Origin of the sequence: Tenacibaculum sp. A30 (assembly GCF_051200845.1) — a bacterium.
In the GTDB taxonomy this organism is placed as follows: Bacteria; Bacteroidota; Bacteroidia; order Flavobacteriales; family Flavobacteriaceae; genus Polaribacter.
Genome location: NZ_CP195160.1, coordinates 2142256 through 2162852, shown reverse-complemented (window position 1 = coordinate 2162852; position 20597 = coordinate 2142256). Strand labels below are relative to the sequence as shown.

At 34.3% G+C, this 20597-nt stretch carries 16 protein-coding genes; 7 read left to right on the top strand and 9 right to left on the bottom strand.

Translation table 11 applies throughout. From position 1 onward, the window contains the following. The first annotated feature begins 114 nt into the window (after positions 1-114). Both dnaE and ACR9ES_RS10350 read left to right on the top strand, forming a co-directional pair. Complete coding sequence (gene dnaE, locus ACR9ES_RS10355) at positions 115-4488, top strand: DNA polymerase III subunit alpha (protein WP_435254163.1); 4374 nt, start codon at positions 115-117, stop codon at positions 4486-4488. 4 nt (positions 4489-4492) lie between these two features. After that, a complete protein-coding gene (locus tag ACR9ES_RS10350; protein ID WP_435254162.1) occupies positions 4493-4849 on the top strand; it encodes a hypothetical protein in 357 nt (118 codons plus the stop codon). On the opposite strand, the gene gldA is transcribed toward ACR9ES_RS10350, so the two are convergent. From gldA to ACR9ES_RS10305, 9 genes are all read right to left on the bottom strand, one after another. Continuing rightward, positions 4827-5735, bottom strand: coding sequence for a gliding motility-associated ABC transporter ATP-binding subunit GldA (gene gldA, locus ACR9ES_RS10345; RefSeq protein WP_435254161.1), 909 nt, complete (start codon positions 5733-5735; stop codon positions 4827-4829). The genes ACR9ES_RS10350 and gldA overlap by 23 nt on opposite strands. 63 nt (positions 5736-5798) lie before the next feature. Beyond that, positions 5799-6290, bottom strand: coding sequence for a dihydrofolate reductase (locus tag ACR9ES_RS10340; RefSeq protein ID WP_435254160.1), 492 nt, complete (start codon positions 6288-6290; stop codon positions 5799-5801). Between the two features lie 18 nt (positions 6291-6308). After that, positions 6309-6494, bottom strand: a complete 186-nt coding sequence (locus tag ACR9ES_RS10335) for a hypothetical protein (protein WP_435254159.1) — start codon at positions 6492-6494, stop codon at positions 6309-6311. 63 nt (positions 6495-6557) lie between these two features. Further along, the gene (locus ACR9ES_RS10330; RefSeq protein WP_435254158.1) at positions 6558-7382 is read right to left on the bottom strand and encodes a thymidylate synthase; all 825 of its coding nucleotides are present in this window, start codon (positions 7380-7382) and stop codon (positions 6558-6560) included. 183 nt (positions 7383-7565) lie between these two features. Then, entirely contained in the window at positions 7566-7925 is a 360-nt protein-coding gene (locus tag ACR9ES_RS10325) for a four helix bundle protein (protein ID WP_435254157.1), read from the bottom strand. A gap of 35 nt (positions 7926-7960) precedes the next feature. Next, entirely contained in the window at positions 7961-9676 is a 1716-nt protein-coding gene (locus tag ACR9ES_RS10320; protein WP_435254156.1) for a NupC/NupG family nucleoside CNT transporter, read from the bottom strand. Between the two features lie 15 nt (positions 9677-9691). Beyond that, entirely contained in the window at positions 9692-10309 is a 618-nt protein-coding gene (locus tag ACR9ES_RS10315; RefSeq protein ID WP_435254155.1) for a bifunctional nuclease domain-containing protein, read from the bottom strand. Between the two features lie 149 nt (positions 10310-10458). Beyond that, the gene (locus tag ACR9ES_RS10310) at positions 10459-11412 is read right to left on the bottom strand and encodes an electron transfer flavoprotein subunit alpha/FixB family protein (protein WP_435254154.1); all 954 of its coding nucleotides are present in this window, start codon (positions 11410-11412) and stop codon (positions 10459-10461) included. Between the two features lie 126 nt (positions 11413-11538). Then, entirely contained in the window at positions 11539-12279 is a 741-nt protein-coding gene (locus ACR9ES_RS10305) for an electron transfer flavoprotein subunit beta/FixA family protein (RefSeq protein WP_435254153.1), read from the bottom strand. A gap of 213 nt (positions 12280-12492) precedes the next feature. On the opposite strand from ACR9ES_RS10305, the gene ACR9ES_RS10300 reads away from it, so the two are divergent. The 5 genes from ACR9ES_RS10300 to pabB all read left to right on the top strand — a co-directional run bounded on the left by ACR9ES_RS10300 (position 12493) and on the right by pabB (position 20552). Beyond that, positions 12493-13473 (top strand): pyruvate dehydrogenase complex E1 component subunit beta, encoded by a 981-nt coding sequence (locus ACR9ES_RS10300; RefSeq protein WP_435254152.1) that lies wholly within the window; start codon positions 12493-12495, stop codon positions 13471-13473. Between the two features lie 76 nt (positions 13474-13549). Continuing rightward, positions 13550-16054: a DUF5686 family protein gene (locus ACR9ES_RS10295; protein WP_435254151.1), complete on the top strand. Its 2505-nt coding sequence runs from the start codon at positions 13550-13552 to the stop codon at positions 16052-16054. Between the two features lie 102 nt (positions 16055-16156). Continuing rightward, positions 16157-16684 (top strand): inorganic diphosphatase, encoded by a 528-nt coding sequence (locus tag ACR9ES_RS10290; RefSeq protein WP_274633416.1) that lies wholly within the window; start codon positions 16157-16159, stop codon positions 16682-16684. A gap of 117 nt (positions 16685-16801) precedes the next feature. Beyond that, positions 16802-19159 carry a sodium-translocating pyrophosphatase gene (locus ACR9ES_RS10285; protein WP_435254150.1) on the top strand — a complete coding sequence of 786 codons (2358 nt, stop codon included), beginning with the start codon at positions 16802-16804 and terminating at the stop codon, positions 19157-19159. 67 nt (positions 19160-19226) lie between these two features. Continuing rightward, on the top strand, positions 19227-20552 hold the full coding sequence (gene pabB, locus ACR9ES_RS10280) for an aminodeoxychorismate synthase component I (protein WP_435254149.1): 1326 nt from the start codon (positions 19227-19229) through the stop codon (positions 20550-20552). Positions 20553-20597 lie beyond the last annotated feature (45 nt).

Genomic DNA, 20597 nt, shown 5'->3' with positions numbered 1-20597 from the left:
AAGCCTTTACCTCAACTCAAAAACACTCGTTAATAACTTCTCTCTGTAGCAATCTAAATTCTTCGTATTTTTACACTTTGTTTTACTCAAAAACACTTCAAGTAATTTTTGCCCATGTATTTAATTTTCGATACCGAAACTACTGGATTACCTAAAAGCTGGAACGCTCCAATAACCGATACCGATAACTGGCCTAGAGCCATACAAATTGCATGGCAATTACATGATGAATTAGGAAATCTGGTTGAGCACAATGATTTTTTAATTCAACCAGACGGATTTAACATTCCCTACGACGCAGAACGTATTCACGGAATTTCTACAGATTTAGCTATTGAACAAGGTATTCAATTAAGTGAAGGACTAGAATTATTTAATAATGCTTTACAAAAAACAAAGTTTATTGTTGGGCAAAATGTTGGATTTGATGTCAACATTATGGGATGTGAATTCCATCGTCTGGGTGTTGAAAACAACCTAACCGAATTGCCAGTTTTAGATACCTGTACTGAGCATACAGCAGAAATGTGTCAAATTCCTGGAGGTCGTGGAGGAAAATTCAAACTTCCTACCCTTACCGAATTACACAATCACTTATTCGGAACTGGTTTTGGCGAAGCTCACAACGCGACTGCCGATGTTGAAGCTACAACTCGTTGTTTCTTAGAATTAATTCGTTTACGTCAATATACCGAAGAACAATTAGATGTTCCTTCAGATTATTTTAAACGTTATACAGAGGCAAATCCTAATCCGATTCAAGTTATCGGGCTTAAACACTTAAACCTTAAAAAGGAAAGTGAAAAAATCCGTAAAAGAAAATCTTCAGAAACTGAAGAAGCTACCACCATTTCTACTGCAGAAGGTTTAGCAGAGCTTGAAGGCGTTAAATTTGCCCATTTACACAACCATACACAATACTCAATCCTCCAGTCTACTATCCAAATTGGTAATATTGTAAATGCTGCCGCCAAAGACAATATGTCGGCAGTTGCTATGACAGATACAGGGAACATGATGGCTGCTTTTCACTTTGTACAAGCCGTTATAGGCCACAACAAAGCTGCCGAAGCTGCTAATCAAGAAGCTATAGAAAAAGGTGAAACGCCTACAGAAACTATTTTAAAACCTATTGTGGGTTGTGAGTTCAATATTTGTGAAGATCATACAAATAAAAGTCAAAAAGACAACGGATACCAAGTTGTATTACTTGCTAAAAACAAAAACGGATACCACAACTTAGCAAAAATGTCTTCTATTGCTTTTGTGGATGGTTTTTACTACGTTCCGAGAATTGATAAAAAAATCATTGAACAATACAAAGAAGATGTAATTGTTTTAACAGGGAATTTATACGGAGAAGTTCCTAGTAAAATATTAAATGTTGGTGAAGCCCAAGCAGAGGAAGCCTTACTTTGGTGGAAAGAACAGTTCGGAGACGATTTGTACATCGAATTGATGCGTCATGGACAAGAAGACGAAAGAGTTGTGAATGAAACTCTTTTAGAGTTTTCAAAAAAACATAACGTAAAAATTGTTGCTACCAACAATACCTTTTACTTAGGAAAAGAAGATGCCAACGCACACGATATTTTATTGTGTGTAAAAGATGGAGAAAAACAAGCGACTCCGAAAGGTAGAGGAAGAGGTTATCGTTACGGTTTACCTAACGATGAGTACTACTTTAAATCTACCGAAGAGATGAAAAAACTCTTTGCTGATCTACCAGAAGCCATCATTAATATTCAAGAAATTGTAGATAAAGTTGAGCCTTTTGGTTTAGCTCGCGATGTATTATTACCCGCTTTCGATATTCCTGAGGAATTTAGAGATGAAAAGGATTTAGAAGATGGAGGAAAACGCGGAGAGAATAATTTTTTACGTCACTTAACCTACGAAGGAGCCAAAAAAAGGTACGGAGAAATTACAGACAGTATTCGAGAACGTTTAGATTTTGAGCTGGATGTAATTGCCAAAACAGGATACCCTGGATATTTCTTAATTGTTGAAGACTTTATTCGAGAAGCCAGAAACATGGATGTATCGGTAGGTCCTGGGCGTGGATCTGCTGCAGGTTCGGTAGTTGCCTATTGTTTATGGATTACCAATATTGATCCTATTCAATACGACCTACTTTTTGAGCGTTTCTTAAATCCTGAACGTGTATCGATGCCCGATATCGATATTGATTTTGATGATGAAGGTCGTGGGAGAGTAATGGATTATGTAATCCAAAAATATGGAGCCAACCAAGTAGCACAAATTATTACCTACGGAACCATGGCTGCTAAATCATCTGTTCGTGATACTGCTCGAGTGCTTGATTTACCCCTTTTTGAAGCCGATAGAATTGCCAAGTTAATCCCAGGAATGAAATTGGCTAAAATATTCTCTTTGGATGAAGCCGGATTAAAAGCCAAACTTCGTTCCGAAGAAATTGAAATGGTCAACGAATTAAAAGCTATTGCCGATGGAAATGGATTAGAAGCGGAAACCATTAACAAAGCTCGAATTCTAGAAGGTTCTGTTCGTAACACAGGTATTCATGCTTGTGGAGTAATTATTACTCCTGATGACATTACCAAATTTGTGCCTGTATCGGTTGCGAAAGATTCCGACATGTATGTTACTCAGTTTGATAACTCGGTCGTAGAAAGTGCTGGATTATTAAAAATGGATTTCTTGGGGTTAAAAACCTTAACCCTTATTAAGGATACTGTAAAAATTGTAAAAGCACGTCACGGAGTAGAACTCGACCCAGAGAGTTTTCCTATCGATGATGAAGAAACATATGCTTTATTCCAACGAGGAGAAACCGTAGGTATTTTCCAATACGAATCTCCTGGAATGCAAAAATACATGCGTGAATTAAAACCTACCGTTTTTGCCGACTTAATTGCAATGAACGCCCTATATCGTCCAGGTCCTTTGGAATATATCCCATCCTTCATCCGAAGAAAACATGGTGATGAAGAAATTCAATACGATCTTCCTGCGATGGAAGAATATTTAGCTGAAACCTACGGAATTACGGTATATCAGGAGCAGGTAATGCTACTTTCGCAAAAACTAGCTGATTTTACCAAAGGTGAAGCCGATGTGTTACGTAAAGCCATGGGTAAAAAGCAAGCTGCTGTACTAGCAAAAATGAAGCCTAAGTTTGTCAACCAAGCGAAAGCTAACGGACATGATGAAAAAGCCTTAGAAAAGATTTGGAAAGACTGGGAAGCATTTGCATCCTATGCCTTCAACAAATCACACTCAACTTGTTATGCGTGGATCGCCTATCAAACTGCTTATTTAAAAGCACATTATCCTGCTGAATACATGGCGGCAGTACTTTCAAACAACATGAACGATATTAAATCTGTTTCATTTTTTATGGAAGAATGTAAGCGTATGGGCTTAGAGGTATTAGGACCAGATGTAAACGAATCATATGCTAAGTTCTCGGTAAACAAAGATGGTGCTGTTCGTTTTGGTATGGCGGCTATTAAAGGTGTTGGTGGTTCTGCTGTAAAAGCCATTATTGATGAACGTAAAGAAAATGGACATTATTCTTCTGTTTTTGATGTAGCAAAACGTGTGGATTTACGTGTAGCAAACAAAAAAGCTTTTGAAGGATTAGTCTTAGCTGGAGGATTTGATTCATTTACAAGTACACATCGTGCTCAATATTATGTAAAAGACGAAAAAGGACAAACTTTCTTAGAAAAAGCCATCCGTTTTGGAAATAAATTTCAAGAAAATCAAAACTCCTCTCAAGTTTCTCTGTTTGGAGAAGCCTCTGAAGTTGATTTACCAGAACCTCAAGTTCCAGTATGCGAAACTTGGGGAACTATGGAACTTTTAGCTCGCGAAAAAGAAGTCGTAGGAATGTATATTTCTGCACATCCGTTGGATGATTTTAAAAATGAAATGAATTTTTGCAACGCTACCCTAGCACATTTTAAAAATATTGCACAATACGAAGGCTTAGGATTGTCTTTTGCAGGTATTGTTACCGATGTACAACACCGTGTATCTAAAGCCGGAAAAGGTTGGGCTTCTTTTATTATGGAAGACTACAATGATAGCTACGAGTTCAGAATTTTTGGGGAAGATTACTTAAAATTCAAGCACTTTTTGGTTCCAAATTCATTCTTGTTTATCAAAACAACCATTAAACCTGGGTGGACCAATAAAGAAGGAGTTAAAGGTGAACCTAGAATTGGATTTAATGAGCTTTTATTATTACACGACATCATGGATAAAATGTGTAAAAAACTAACCATTAAAATTCCGTTACAAGAAATAAAAGAAAACACAATTAAGGAGTTACAACACTTATTTGCGACTAACAAAGGTTCTCAAAGCTTATATTTTACTATTTGGGATACCGAAGAAAAAATTGAGCTAAGCTTACCAAGTAGAACTACTAAGATTAAAGTGTCTAGTGAATTTTTAAAAGCTTTAGACGAGCAATTTATTAATTACAAATTGAATTAACTAAATGCCACCTAGCTATCAAAATAGCGCTGATTTACTAAGCAATGTGGCTAACACCAAGTTATATAAAGATCTTATTATTCAACTTAACAAAGATTTTAGCCTAACCGGTATTGATATTGATTTTTCTAAAGACAGTAGCCCTTTAGCATTAAAAGAGTCTCTTCAAAAAATTATTAAGGAGTTAATTCTACAAGATTTTAACTCGTACTCAAATCTTTTGTATCGTATTGATGTTTCTGAAAAAGAAATACAAAACATAACATCAAGTGATATTGATAAGTATTCAGAAAATGCTACTTTTTTAATTTTAAAAAGAGTTTGGAAAAAAGTGTGGTTTAAACATCAGTTTTCTGGGTAGTCAACTCCCTAAACAAGCTTTCTAAGTTTTTGTTTTCAGTATTTAGTCCCAAGATTTTCAACCCGTTTTCTTGAGCAAAATCGAAAATTACTGGACGCATATCTTCTGAAGTATCAAAGGTTAAAATCCAGTTGTTTTCTACGGTGTTTTTGAAGGCTTTAATATTTGGTAATCGTTTGATAAACTGTTCTTCTAATTTGTAATCAAACGTTACTCGTATCACTTGTTCCGTATCTGTTTTTAATTCAGATATCGGCTTGTCAATTACTATTTCTCCTTTATTGATAATGATAACGCGATCACAAACGGCTTCTACCTCTTGCATAATATGAGTAGACAGCAAAACCGTTTTATCTTTACCTAATTCTTTAATCAATTCACGGATTTCAACCAGTTGATTCGGGTCTAACCCAGTAGTAGGTTCGTCTAAAATTAACACTTCAGGATTGTGCAATATAGCAGCTGCTAATCCAACACGTTGTCGGTATCCTTTAGATAATTGATTGATTTTTTTGTGCGCTTCTACCAATAAACCTACTTGCTCAATCACCTCTGCAACTTTTGCCTTATCAATTTTATGTAAAGATGCCTGAAATTGTAAGTATTCCTTAACATACATATCTAAATACAACGGATTATGCTCTGGTAAATACCCTATCTTTTTTTGAGCTTCGATAGGATTTGTAATTACATCTATACCACTTACCAAAACACTTCCTGCTGATGGCTGAATAAAACCTGTTAAGATTTTCATCGTAGTTGATTTTCCTGCTCCATTTGGACCCAAAAACCCAACTATTTCTCCTTTGTTTGCTTCAAAAGAAATAGTATTTACTGCTTTTTGTGTTCCGTAAGTTTTTGATATTCCTGTAAGTTGTATTGACATACTTTTAGATTGATAGATTTTTAGATAAAAGACTCAAGGTTTATTTACTTTAACCTTATATCCTTAATCTTTTCTCTTTTCGTAAGAAACGAAACTGTAATCGTATTTATTTTTCTCGTCTGCTTTAAAATCTTCCCTAGCTACTTCTTTCCAAACAGTTTTATCTATCTCTGGGAAAAAGGCGTCTGCTTCAAACTCGTGATGTACAATAGTAATATCCAAACGATCTACTAAGTCTTGTTCTAAAGCTTGCTTATAAATTTGAGCACCTCCTATGATGAATGCATTATTTCCTTCCGTAAGTTCAATTGCGTCTTCAATATTATTTGCTATTAAACATCCATCTTTAAAATAATCGTTATTTCTGGTAATAATGATAGAAATACGATTAGGCAACGGTTTTCCAATACTTTCAAAAGTATTACGTCCCATTAAAATATGATGATCTGATGTAATTTGTTTAAACCTTTTTAGGTCGGCTGGTAAATGCCAAATTAAGTCGTTATCTTTTCCTAAAGCATTATTTTTTGCAATTGCAGCAATAAGTGTAATCATAAATCTTAGTTGAAGGGTTTACATACTTTTAACCCACTCTTTAATATATCCTGTAAGATCAATCTTTTCGGTACTCGCTTCTTCAAAAGCCTCATTTTTGATATTATCAACCAAGGTGTTAATAGCTTTTAACACATTTTCATCTTGTATATCGGCTATTTTATCGTAGAGAGCATCTTTTAATGTATCAATTTCAGTGGTCATTTTTATAGATTTTAGCTGGTTTCCTACAAATTTACTAAACAAACTACAAAAAATAAAGTTAAATTATACAGCTACAATTCCTTTGATATGAGGATGTGGGTTATAATCAATCAACTCAAAATCGTCAAAAGTAAAATCTTCTATATTTTTTATTGCCGGATTGATTTTCATCTTCGGAAGTGGTCTTGGATCGCGTGATAACTGCAACTCTAATTGCTCTAAATGATTGTTATAGATATGGGCATCACCAAAAGTATGAATAAACTCTCCTGCTTCATAACCACAAACTTGAGCGACCATCATGGTAAACAACGCATATGATGCAATATTAAACGGAACTCCTAAAAAGATATCCGCGCTACGTTGATATAATTGACATGAGAGTTTACCATCAGCTACATAAAACTGAAAAAAAGCGTGACATGGAGGAAGTGCTGCTTTACCATTCGCCACGTTTTCTGCAAACGATATAGAAGTATCTGGTAACACTGACGGATTCCATGCTGACACCAACATTCTACGGCTATTTGGGTTTGTTTTTAGTGTTTCTATCACTTCTTTTAACTGGTCTATTTCATCACTATTCCAATTACGCCATTGATGACCATACACCGGACCTAAATCGCCATTTTCATCTGCCCATTCATTCCAAATACGAACTCCATTTTCCTGAAGGTACTTAACATTAGTATCACCTTTTATAAACCACAATAATTCATAAATAATCGATTTTAAATGTAGCTTTTTAGTCGTTACCATTGGAAAACCTTCACTTAAATCAAATCGCATTTGATAACCAAAAACACTTTTGGTTCCCGTTCCTGTCCTATCTCCTTTTTCGTTTCCGTTGTCTAAAACGTGCTGTACTAAATCTAAATACTGCTTCATCCTTCTCCGTTTAATCGTTAAACTTTCGTATTAAATAATCAAGGTAAAAATAAAAAAGCATCTACACAAAATGTAGACGCTCTTTAAAATTATATTAATAAGTTATTAACTTTTTTGAGTGACTAGGTGAAAGGTTTTAGGTTAAAGGTTGTTGGAAAAGGTAAAGGGTTCTTTGGTTTGGGTTTAAAAGTTTGCTCGGTTGTATTTGATGAGTGATGCTATTCTTTTTTGTAAAACCTGTACTTTTTCTATCACTAAGAAAACTTCATTTTCAGAAACGAAATTTAAATCGGTACAAATAACTAAATGAGACTCTAACTCAAAAGCTGATCCTAAACTAATTTGCAAAAATCTTACAAAATCTTTTTGAGAATCTTTAGCACACCCTTCTGCAATATTTGCAGGAATTGATAACACACATCTGTTAATTTGAGAAATTAATCCAAATTTTTCGGTAGATGGTAAACCGGAAGTAAGTTCGTAAATTTCCTTCACTAACTGTCTGGCATCATTCCAAACATCTAATTTTCTGAAATTCCTCATATACTTTTACCTAACACCTTTTACCCTTCGCCTATTTAACCTATAATCATTCCTGCAATAGTTGCCGACATTAACGAAGCAATAGTACCTCCAATTAATGCTTTCATTCCGAATTCAGATAAGTTTTTACGCTGACCTGGTGCTAAAGAACCAATACCTCCAATTTGAATACCAATTGATGCAAAGTTTGCAAATCCACACAACATATACGTTGCCATAATTATAGATTTATTATATGTTAAATGTGTAGCACTCGCTGCATTTTTTAAATCTGCTAACTGAATATATCCTACAAACTCACTTGCTGCTAACTTAACACCTAATAACTGTCCCATTAATGCCATATCTTCTTTTGCCACACCAATTAACCACATTAATGGCGCAAAAACATACCCTAATATAAACTCCAATGATAGTGCTTCATAAGGTGTATTACTTGCTACAACATCATTCAATGTTGTTATTCTTCCAATTAAATTTAACCCACCATTAATCATAGCTATAAAAGCGATAAACACTAATAGCATTGCAGCAACATTCATCGCTAATTGTAAACCTTCTGTTGTACCATTTGCAATAGCATCTAAAATATTTGATCCTATTTTCTCTGACGATACTTGCACGTCTGTATTCACCTCTTCAGTTTGTGGATATAATATCTTTGAAATAATAATTGCACCTGGAGCTGCCATTACAGAAGCTGCTAATAAGTGCTTTGCATATAATAATCGTAATGCTTCATCATCTCCTCCTAAGAAACCAATATATGCAGCTAACACTGCTCCAGCCACAGTCGCCATTCCTCCTATCATTACCAATAAGATTTCAGAACGGTTCATCTTTTCTAAATACGCCTTGATTAATAAAGGTGCTTCGGTTTGTCCTAAAAAAATATTTCCTGCTACCGACAAACTTTCCGCACCTGAAATTTTAAGGATCTTCGATAACACCATAGCAAAAATCTTAACGATAAATTGGATAACCCCTAAGTAAAATAAAAGCGACGTTAATGCCGAGAAGAATATAATGGTTGGTAATACTTGGAAAGCAAAAATGAATCCGAAAGAATCCATATCAGCTACTAAACCACTGAATAAAAACTCACTTCCTGCCCTTGTAAAGTCTAATACACTTACAAATAGACTCCCTACCAGCTCAAATGCTTTTTGTACAAAAGGAATTTTTAATACTCCAACAGCAATAAGCAATTGAAAAGCTAATCCTAACCCAACTATTTTCCAATCAATCGCTCTTCTATTAGCACTAAATAAAAAAGCAAGGATTAATAATGAAACCATTCCTAAAGCTCCTCTCCACAAACTATGAAAAGAAAAACCTTGACTTGGAATTATTTCACTTGCTTTTTGTTGAACCTCTTCAGCTGCTACCTCTGAAACTAATAAAGGTTCTGTTGTAAACTTATACAACATATTTTTTTCAGAAAGCGTTAATCCATCCTCTGTTAATTCAACCACATTATAATAACGAACAGTATCGTTAGGTTGGTTGTAATTAAAAATTAATAAGTTATTTTGATGAATATAGTTTCCTGAAGCTTGTAAACTATCTTTATCAACTAATGAGTAGTTGAATTTTCCTTCTGACAGATTAAGAACATCTGCAGGGTTTATCGTAACAATTGAATCTCCTTCAGTTGTTGTGATTGATGAGAAATTCCACTTTTTTTCAATACTTTGACTAAAAGTTATCATCGTAACGCAAAGCATTATGAAAGTAAATAGTTTCTTCATTTTAAATGATTTTAATTAAGAACGTTTGCTGATTTCATCACGGATTCTGGCCGCCAACTCATAATTTTCATTTGCTACAGCATCGTTAAGTTGTTCGTGCAATTCTTCTAAAGATAAGTGTGAATAGTAGTCTTCTTCTTTTTCATCCTCATCAAAAGAAAATCCTATTTCATCTTCTTCATCCGACTCCAAATCTTCTTCAATAGTTAACTCTTCGTCCATTTTCAGATAAATACCCGCTTTATCTAAAATATTCTCATACGTATAAATTGGTGCTTCAAAACGAACCGCTAATGCAATAGCGTCTGATGTTCGCGTATCTATCACTTCTTCTACTCCTTCTCGCTCGCAAATTAAACTTGAATAAAACACGCCATCAACCAATTTATGAATGATAACTTGTTTAATTACGATAGAAAATCTGTCTGCAAATGTTTTAAATAAATCGTGGGTAAGAGGTCTTGGTGGTCGAATTTCTTTTTCTAAAGCTATGGCAATTGATTGTGCTTCGAAAGCTCCTATAATAATAGGCAAGGTTCTAGTTCCTTCCATTTCACTTAGCACTAAAGCGTACGCCCCACTTTGTGTTTGGCTATACGAAATCCCTTTTATAGTTAGTTTAATTAAACTCATGTACAATCAATCATCATAAAATACAAAAAAACTGTCTAAATTTAGGCTTTTTGCTTAAAAATTTAGACAGCCTTCTAAAGTGGGCACAATTTACTAAAAATTATGAGTTGTACTCTAATTTCTAACAAAAGAAAAAATTACCCCTATTTTTATGCTTGTTTAAAAGCTTTTAATTTCTCTACTAATTGAGGTACAACTTCAAAAGCATCACCAACTATACCATAATCTGCAGCTTTAAAGAAAGGTGCTTCAGGATCTGTATTAATAACTACTTTTACTTTTGATGCGTTAATACCTGCTAAATGCTGAATTGCTCCAGAAATACCGATAGCAATGTATAAGTTTGACGCTACTGGCTTACCTGTTTGACCTACGTGTTCGCTATGAGGACGCCATCCTAAATCTGATACTGGTTTAGAACATGCTGTTGCAGCTCCTAAAACATCAGCTAACTCCTCAACCATTCCCCAGTTTTCTGGTCCTTTTAAACCTCTACCTGCAGAAACAACGATATCAGCATCAGCAATGGTTACTTTTCCTGTAGCTCTACTGATGCTTTCAGATTTCACTCCTAATTCTGGCAATACAGCATCGAAACTTTCAGTTGATCCACTCACTGCATTTTCATGCGCTCCGTAAGAATTTTTAGCTACACCAACTACTTTTTTCTCTGTTGAAATTTCAGTATAGTTAAATCCTTTGTTAGAAAATGCTTTTCTCTTAACAACAAAAGGACTTGTGCTACTCGGTAATGCTACCGCATTTGAAGCATATCCTGCTTCTAAAGCTACTGCCACTAAAGGCGCTACTGTTAATCCGTCAACGCTAGAATCGACAATTACAGTATTTGCTCCTTTTGCATCTGCAACTTGCTTAATGATTGAAGCATATGCTTTAGCGTTAAATGACGACAAATCATTCTTTACTTCAACAACTTTCTCTGCTCCGTAAGTATATAATTCAGAAGCATCTCCTCCATTAATAGTTAACACTACTAAATCGCTTCCTAATTGCTCTGCTACTTTTTTTCCGTATGAAACAACTTCAAAAGCTGTTTTTTTGAATTTTCCTTCCGATGAATCGGCAAAAACTAATACAGACATATTTATTTAAGTTTTTAGTCGTTAGTGGTTAGTTTTTAGTTGTAAACACTAACAAATATTTTTATTTTTTCTTTTGGACTTTGTTAAAAGAATTCAACAGTTAAACAACTAACTGTTCAAACCTTATTAAATTACTTTTGCTTCGTTGTGTAATAAATTGATTAAATCATCAACATTATCAACTAACTTCACTGCTCCTTTTGGCGCTGGTTTCTCAAAGTTTTGAGTTGCTGTTGCCGCTGCTGCTCCAGTTGGCTCAACTACACTTAATGGTTTTTTACGAGCCATCATAATTCCACGCATGTTAGGAATACGTAAATCTTTTTCTTCTACGATTCCTTTTTGTCCTGCAATCACCATTGGTAACGTTGAAGAAACTTTTTCTTCACCTCCATCAATTTCTCTACTTAACGTTACGTTTATTCCCTCTACTTCAACACCAACACATCCATTAACAAAGTTAAAATCTAATAAAGACGCTAACATACCAGGAACCATTTGCCCGTTATAATCTGCAGACTCTTTTCCTGCTAATACTAAATCGAAACCTCCATTCTTAACAACTTCAGCTAATTCTTTAGCTACCATTAACCCATCTGTAGGCTCAGCGTTTACGCGAATAGCATCATCTGCACCAATCGCCAATGCTTTACGTAATGTTGGCTCTGTAGAAGCTCCTCCTACATTTACAACTGTTACACTTGCTCCTTGTTTTTCTTTAAACCACATAGCACGAGTTAAACTAAACTCATCGTATGGATTTATTACGTATTGAACTCCGTTAGTATCAAACTTTGTGTCATTATCAGTAAAGTTGATTTTTGAAGTAGTATCAGGTACATGACTGATACAAACTAATATTTTCATATATCGTTGTTTTAAAGAAACTTAATTTTGTGCGACGAAGTTAAGCATTTTTTTTAATTTACTATGCGTGCATAATAAATTTTTTACTCAACCTTAATCTGTCTCAAATTTAAGGTATTAATATGACTTAATCATTTGTTGATTTTAAAGCTACAATATTACCCCTATTTTTATTATTTTTGCACTCTTGATAAACAACTACTTATAAAACGTATGAAAACAGTACAATTTAGAGAAGCCGTTTGCGAAGCAATGAGCGAAGAAATGCGTAGAGATGAAAGCATTTATTTGATTGGTGAAGAAGTTGCTGAGTACAACGGAGCATATAAAGCCAGTAAAGGAATGTTAGACGAATTCGGGGCTAAACGTGTAATTGATGCTCCTATTGCCGAATTAGGTTTTGGTGGCATTGCTGTAGGATCGGCAATGAATGGTAACCGTCCTATTGTTGAATATATGACTTTCAATTTCTCATTAGTGGGTATTGATCAAATTATTAACAACGCAGCTAAGATTCGTCAAATGAGTGGTGGACAATTTAACTGTCCTATCGTTTTCCGTGGACCAACAGCTTCTGCAGGTCAATTAGCAGCAACACACTCACAAGCTTTTGAAAGTTGGTATGCTAACTGTCCTGGATTAAAAGTAATTGTTCCTTCGAACCCTTACGATGCTAAAGGATTATTAAAAGCAGCTATTCGTGATGACGATCCGGTTATTTTTATGGAGTCTGAGCAGATGTATGGTGATAAAATGGAAATCCCAGAAGGAGAATATATTATTCCTATTGGAGTTGCTGATATTAAAAGAGAAGGTACTGACGTAACTGTAGTTTCTTTCGGTAAAATCATTAAAGAAGCGTATAAAGCTGCTGATGAATTAGCTAAAGAAGGAATTTCAATAGAAATTATCGACTTACGTACAGTTCGTCCAATGGATCATGAAGCTATTTTAGATTCTGTAAAGAAAACTAATCGATTAGTAATTTTAGAAGAAGCATGGCCTTTCGGAAGTGTATCTTCAGAAATTACTTTTAGAGTACAAGACGAGGCATTTGATTATTTAGATGCTCCTATTAAAAGAATTACAACTGCCGATACACCAGCACCATATTCTCCAGTTTTATTAGAAGAATGGTTACCAAACGCTGATGATGTAATTACCGCTGTTAAAGAGGTAATGTATCGTAAGTAATTAAAATAAAAAAGAAATTGAAAACACATAAAATCCTTTTGGCGCTCGTCAAAAGGATTTTGTAGTAAGTACACAAATGAAAAATCTGTTAACACTACTATTACTTCTAACAACCAGCTATTTAAGTGCTCAAATAACACTGCAAGGTAGAGTTGTTGATGAATTTAACACTCCCTTACCTTTTGTTAATGTAGTTTTAAAAAACACCACTTTTGGTACAACCACCGATGATGAAGGGAAATTCTATTTAAAAACTCCAAAAAATAGAGGTCTCTTAGAAATTTCATTTGTAGGTTTTCAAAAACAAGCAATCAAAGTCAATCAAAAAACAAAATTCTTAAATGTTGTTTTAAGAGAAGAAAGTAATCAATTAGACGAGGTTGTTATTGTTACAAAACCCAAAAAACGCTTAAAAAAGAAAGAAAATCCTGCTTATAAAATCCTAAAAGAAGTCTGGAAACGTAAAAGAAAAAACGGACTGGATTTAGTTGACCACTATCAATACAAAAAGAACACTTCTACAGAAATTGGCCTAAATAACCTAGACACGCTTTTTTTAAAAAAATTATTTAAAGACGAATACAAACAAGCTATTAACCAAGTTCAATACGATAGTGACGGAATTAATTATTACATCCCTATTTATATAAATGAACAGGTTTCTAATATTTATGGCAACAATGTAACTAAAGCTGTAAGAGAAGATATTGAAGCTGAAAAATCAGAAGGATTAAACGCTCAAGGATTTGTTTTTGATAGAATAGCTAACACTTTTCAAAATATTGATGTGTTTCAAAATGACATTACGTTATTACGCAAGTCATTTGTAAGCCCACTATCTACAGATGGTTTTTCTACTTACGATTATGTTTTATACGATAGTATTGTTGACAACAACAAAAAACTATACAACATATATTTCTTTCCTAGAAGAGATGGTGATTTAGCATTTCAAGGGAATTTATGGATTGCAGACAAAAGCTTTTCTATAAAAAAGCTAAAAATGAAAGTTCATAAAAGTATCAATCTAAACTTTGTAAGAGGATTAACTTTTGAAAAAGAATTCGAAGTTAGAAACGATAGTATTTACATTCCTACTAAAAATGCTTACGAAGGAGATTTTACTTTTATTGATAAAAATGACAGTAATAAAGGTTTAACTATTAAGAAAAACATTACGTTTGAAAACTACATTTTAAACAAACCTCTTTCTGAAAACTTCTACGAAGAAAAAATTGAAAAAATAAGACCTAATCAGTATGAAAAAGAAGACACATACTGGGAATCTGTTCAGAGTGATGAAAGCAAAAAAACGTATGAATTAATTAAAAACGTTAAAAAGAAAAAGCAAATAAAAAACATCACGGTGCTTATTAATACGGTCTCTAGCGGATACGTAAACACCAATTTAGGTTTTCAAGTTGGCCCTTTATGGACCATTTTTGCCAACAACCAAGTTGAAGGATTTAGAACCAAATTAGGTTTTAGAACTTTTGTAACCAAAGATGATCGATTTCGTTTAACAGGTCATGTTGCCTACGGCTTTAAAGACAAAAAAGTAAAATATGCTGCCGAGGGTCGTTATTTATTGTCCTACAAGCCTAGAATAGCAGTAGGCGCTGCTTACCAAAAAGATATTGAGCAATTAGGAAGCTCTTTATTAAACACTACCCAACTTTTAGGTAGAAGTTTTGGTACGGCTGCTGTATTTTCTAGAGGCGACAACTACTTTTTATCCAATGTAGAAAAGATTGCAACAAATTTTGATTATCAAATTCAACAAAATTTACACTTTGGAATAAACCTTTCTCATGCAAAAATTTCTTCTGCTGACGAACGATATTTCTCCATGGATTATATTGACGAAAACGGAGATATTCAATCAAAATTAACAGATGTAGCTTCTGATGTTTACCTTACTTATACTCCTGGTAGATTTGTGTATGGTTTAGGAGTAGAAAGACGTTTTGGTAATAATGTTTTCCCTACCTTGGTTTTAAACTACCGTAGAGGATACAAAGATGTTTTCAACGGCACACATAACTATGACAAAATCCAGTTCAAATACAACCAACCTATTTTACTAAGTAAGTTTGGTGTTTTAGACGCTACTTTTGAAGCTGGAAAAACTTTTGGAAATGTGCCAATCGCTTTACTAAGTCCGGTACCTGCCAACCAATCATTTTCTCTAGTTAAAGACACTTTCACCTTACTTAATTATTACGATTTTGTTACTGATGAATATTTAGCAGGACATTTTGAGCATCACTTTAATGGTTATATTTTAAATAGAATTCCATTATTGAAAAAACTAAAACTACGAAGTTTAGTAACTTTTAGAGCCGCTTACGGAACAATTTCAGCAGAAAACAGAGCTATGAACGCTGGAAATGTTAATTACAATGCTCCAAATAAAGTGTACTATGAATATGGTTTTGGACTAGAAAATATAGGATACGGAAACTTACGTTTTCTTAGAGTTGATGCTATTTGGAGAAGTAATTACACACCTCCAATGGGTTCTACAGTTGCTCCAACTCCAAAGTTCGCTATTCGTATAGGAATTAAACCTGGCTTATAATCATACAATTAACCATAAAATAAACCAGTTTTTTCTTAAAAAAAAGTAATAAATCGTTACTTTTGCAAACCGATTTTAGAAACGAAGAAAAGTTAAGAATATATGACCGCAAAAGAGAGAAAAACAGTAGATGTTTTAATTGAAATTCCAAAAGGAAGTAGAAATAAGTACGAATACGATTTTGATTTAGGAAAAATTCGTTTTGATAGAATGTTATTCTCATCAATGATGTATCCTGGTGATTATGGATTCATTCCTCAAACTTTAGCATTAGATGGAGATCCATTAGACGTATTAGTTTTAGGAGCAGAACCAACTTTCCCAATGTGTGTTATGGAAGTAAAGCCAATTGGTGTTTTCCATATGGCTGATGAAAAAGGTCCAGATGAAAAAATCGTTTGTGTACCTGTATCTGATCCAATCTGGAACAAATACAATGATTTATCTGACTTAAACCCACACCGTCAACAAGAAATTACTCACTTCTTCCAAGTTTACAAAGACTTAGAAAAAAAGAAAGTAGATATCGGAGATTGGGGTAACGCAGATGAAGCTTACGAAATCTTAGATAAATGTTTAGAGCGTTATGAAAATAGCGAGCACAAAACAAATGGAGATTTTACTATTTAATACGTAAAACTCACTATAAAATTAAAAAAACCTCTCAGTTACAACTGAGAGGTTTTTTGTTTAGTTATTGATTTTGTTATATTTACGAACACTTATGACTAATCAAATAACAATAACATGAAACAAAACATGATGTACGTGCCTATTATTTTGGCACTTTTAGGACTCATTTTTATGTATACAAAAATGGTCTGGGTTAGAAAGCAAGACGCAGGGAATGATAAAATGAAAGCTATTTCTAAAAGTATTAAAGAAGGAGCCCTTGCTTTTTTAACTGCTGAATATCGATTGTTATTAATCTTCGTAATTATAGCTTCACTAGCGCTATTCGGTATTTCACAATTAGTAGAAACCACAAGTATAATGATTGTTCCTGCCTTTATCATAGGAGCAATTTTCTCAGCCTTAGCTGGTAACATAGGAATGCGAATTGCAACTGATGCAAATGCAAGAACAGCAGAAGCTGCCAAAACTAGTTTACCACAAGCTTTAAAAGTGTCTTTTGGAGGAGGAACCGTAATGGGTCTTGGAGTTGCTGGTTTAGCTGTACTAGGATTAAGTTTATTCTTCCTTATTTTTATTGGTCAATTTATTACTGAAGGAGGAAATTTTTACAATGAAATGACCATTGTTTTAGAAGCCTTAGCAGGATTTTCTCTAGGAGCCGAATCAATTGCTTTGTTTGCTCGTGTAGGTGGTGGTATTTACACCAAGGCTGCAGACGTAGGAGCTGATTTGGTTGGAAAAGTAGAAGCAGGAATTCCTGAAGACGATCCACGTAACCCTGCTACTATTGCCGACAATGTAGGTGATAATGTAGGTGACGTTGCAGGTATGGGAGCCGATTTATTCGGTTCATATGTAGCAACCGTTTTAGCTGCCATGGTTTTAGGAAACTATGTAATTAGAGACATGTCAATAACCTCACAGTTCACTGATGACTTTAACGGAATGGGACCTATTTTACTTCCTTTAGTTATTGCTGGAGTTGGTATAGTAGCTTCTATTATTGGAACTTTTTTAGTGGGGATTAAAGATAACTCTGCAAAAGAAGCTCAAGTTCAAAAAGCATTAGATACTGGTAACTGGACAGCTATTATATTAACCTTAGCAGCAAGTTTCTTTTTAATTAAATGGATGTTACCTGAAACCATGCGCATGAATTTCTTTGGTAAAGGCATTCAAGAAGTTTCTTCTATAAATGTATTCTGGGCTGCTTGTATCGGTTTAGCGGTTGGAGCCTTAATTTCTATGGTAACTTCTTACTACACTAGCTTAGGTAAAAAACCTGTACTGGACATCGTTCAAAACAGTGCTACTGGCGCAGGAACCAACATCATTGCTGGTTTAGCAGTAGGAATGAAATCTACTTTTCTATCAGTTTTATTATTTGCAGCTGCAATTTATGGTTCATATTATTTCGCTGGGTTTTATGGTGTAGCCTTAGCAGCTTCTGCAATGATGGCTACTACCGCAATGCAATTAGCTATTGATGCTTTCGGGCCTATTGCTGACAATGCTGGTGGAGTTGCTGAAATGAGTGAGTTAGAAGATCACGTTCGTGAACGTACTGATATATTAGATTCTGTTGGAAATACTACTGCTGCGGTTGGTAAAGGATTTGCCATCGCTTCCGCTGCTTTAACTGCTTTAGCGCTATTTGCCGCTTATGTTACTTTTACAGGAATTGACGGTATTAACATTTTTAAAGCAGATGTATTAGCTATGCTATTTGTTGGAGGAATGATTCCTGTAATATTTTCTGCCTTAGCAATGCAATCTGTTGGAAAAGCAGCGATGGAAATGGTACACGAAGTTCGTCGTCAGTTTAGAGAAATTCCAGGGATTATGGAAGGAACTGGCACTCCTGAATATGCAAAATGTGTAGATATTTCAACCAAAGCTGCCTTAAAAGAAATGATTTTACCAGGGTTAATTACCATTATTACACCAGTAATTATAGGGTTGGTTTTTGGCCCTGAACCTCTAGGTGGTTATATGGCCGGTGTTTGTGTATCGGGTGTTATGTGGGCTATTTTCCAAAACAACGCAGGTGGTGCTTGGGACAATGCTAAAAAATCATTTGAAGCAGGGGTTGAAATTAACGGAGAGATGACCTACAAAGGTTCAGACGCACATAAAGCTGCTGTTACAGGAGATACGGTTGGAGATCCTTTCAAAGATACTTCTGGTCCATCGATGAATATTTTAATTAAACTTACGTGTTTAGTTGGTTTAGTTATTGCTCCAATATTAGGCGGACACACTTCTTCTGAAACACAAAAACACTCTGAATTCATTCAAGTTACGATTGACAACCATGGTGAAAAACATGAAGATGTCACAACAAAAGCCATCATCACCACAACCATTATTAAAAACGGTGAAGAAACAACTGAAGAAAAAACTTTTGAAGGTACTTTAGAAGAAGTTGAACAGAAAATTAAAGAGTACGAAAACTCAAAAAAAGAATAACCCTCAAAATTATATAAAACTCAAACCCGATAGTAGTATTTCTATCGGGTTTCTTATTTTTGTGGCGATGTCAAGAACCGTCCGTATTTTTTCTATAGATGAGCCAAATAAATTCAAACAAAAGCTGTTTGTTTGGGCTAAACAATTTGAAACTGCTATTTGGCTAGATTCTAACAATTACGAACAGCATTACAGTTCTTTTGATTGCGTGTTAGCTGTAGAAGAATTCACTTCAATTAAAACCGATTATCACGGAGCTTTTGAACAACTAAAAGAATATCAATCGTATACTAAAGATTATATCTTCGGATATATTTCCTACGACGTAAAAAACGATGTAGAAAAACTGACTTCTAATAACTTTGACGGACTTCATTTTCCTGATGTCTATTTTTTTCAACCTCAAAAATTAATATTCATTAAAAACGACACTGTCGAATTTCATTATTTACAAATGATTGATGATGAATTAGAGGAAGATTTTGAAGACATTATTGAAACTAATCCAAACTTTATTTCGAAAGAAGTTGATAATGATTCTGATGAAAACGAACTTAAAATTAAGCTTCGTATCCATAAAGATGAGTATCATCAAAAAGTAGAAAAAGTATTAGAACATATTCACCGAGGCGATATTTACGAAGCTAATTTTTGTCAGGAATTTTATGCTGAAAACGCAGAAATTAATCCGTATGAGGTATACACCCATTTAAATGCTATATCAGAACCACCTTTTGCTACTTTTTTCAGAAATGACAATCATTATTTGCTATCAGCCACTCCTGAAAGGTATATAAGAAAAGAAGGAACTAAAATTATTTCTCAACCTATAAAAGGAACAGCTAAACGATTAATTGATCCGATTGAAGATGAAAAAATTGCATTTGATTTAGCACGAGACGAGAAAGAGCGCTCTGAAAATATTATGATTGTAGATTTAGTTCGCAACGACTTATCTAGAACCGCAAAAAAGGGAAGTGTTCAAGTAGAAGAATTATGCAAAGTGTATTCATTTAAACAAGTACATCAAATGATTTCTACGATAACTTCTGAAATTGACAATAATACTCACCCTGTTGATGTAATTAAAGAAACTTTTCCTATGGGAAGTATGACAGGAGCTCCAAAAATATCGGCTATGGAAATTATCGAAAAACTAGAAGAAACAAAACGCGGATTGTATTCTGGTACTGTAGGTTATTTCACTCCTGATGGTGATTTCGATTTTAATGTAGTTATCCGAAGTATTTTGTACAATTCAGAAAACAAATACGTTTCCTATTCAGTAGGTGGTGCTATTACTGCTAAGTCTACTCCAGAAAAAGAATACGAAGAATGTTTACTAAAAGCAAAGGCTATGAAGTATGTTTTAACACATACTAACAAAAGTTAACTATATTTATAGCAAATACTAGTAACTTGTACTTTACAATCAAAA

Bases quoted from the DNA above. Each gene is read 5' to 3' on its own strand.
- ACR9ES_RS10285 (WP_435254150.1), top strand. From the start codon at position 16,802: ATGAAACAAAACATGATGTACGTGCCTATTATTTTGGCACTTTTAGGA.
- ACR9ES_RS10305 (WP_435254153.1), bottom strand. From the start codon at position 12,279: ATGAAAATATTAGTTTGTATCAGTCATGTACCTGATACTACTTCAAAA.
- ACR9ES_RS10300 (WP_435254152.1), top strand. From the start codon at position 12,493: ATGAAAACAGTACAATTTAGAGAAGCCGTTTGCGAAGCAATGAGCGAA.
- ACR9ES_RS10340 (WP_435254160.1), bottom strand. From the start codon at position 6,290: ATGATTACACTTATTGCTGCAATTGCAAAAAATAATGCTTTAGGAAAA.
- ACR9ES_RS10320 (WP_435254156.1), bottom strand. From the start codon at position 9,676: ATGAAGAAACTATTTACTTTCATAATGCTTTGCGTTACGATGATAACT.
- gldA (WP_435254161.1), bottom strand. From the start codon at position 5,735: ATGTCAATACAACTTACAGGAATATCAAAAACTTACGGAACACAAAAA.
- ACR9ES_RS10290 (WP_274633416.1), top strand. From the start codon at position 16,157: ATGACCGCAAAAGAGAGAAAAACAGTAGATGTTTTAATTGAAATTCCA.
- ACR9ES_RS10350 (WP_435254162.1), top strand. From the start codon at position 4,493: ATGCCACCTAGCTATCAAAATAGCGCTGATTTACTAAGCAATGTGGCT.
- ACR9ES_RS10315 (WP_435254155.1), bottom strand. From the start codon at position 10,309: ATGAGTTTAATTAAACTAACTATAAAAGGGATTTCGTATAGCCAAACA.
- ACR9ES_RS10310 (WP_435254154.1), bottom strand. From the start codon at position 11,412: ATGTCTGTATTAGTTTTTGCCGATTCATCGGAAGGAAAATTCAAAAAA.
- ACR9ES_RS10295 (WP_435254151.1), top strand. From the start codon at position 13,550: ATGAAAAATCTGTTAACACTACTATTACTTCTAACAACCAGCTATTTA.
- ACR9ES_RS10335 (WP_435254159.1), bottom strand. From the start codon at position 6,494: ATGACCACTGAAATTGATACATTAAAAGATGCTCTCTACGATAAAATA.
- ACR9ES_RS10330 (WP_435254158.1), bottom strand. From the start codon at position 7,382: ATGAAGCAGTATTTAGATTTAGTACAGCACGTTTTAGACAACGGAAAC.
- dnaE (WP_435254163.1), top strand. From the start codon at position 115: ATGTATTTAATTTTCGATACCGAAACTACTGGATTACCTAAAAGCTGG.
- pabB (WP_435254149.1), top strand. From the start codon at position 19,227: ATGTCAAGAACCGTCCGTATTTTTTCTATAGATGAGCCAAATAAATTC.
- ACR9ES_RS10325 (WP_435254157.1), bottom strand. From the start codon at position 7,925: ATGAGGAATTTCAGAAAATTAGATGTTTGGAATGATGCCAGACAGTTA.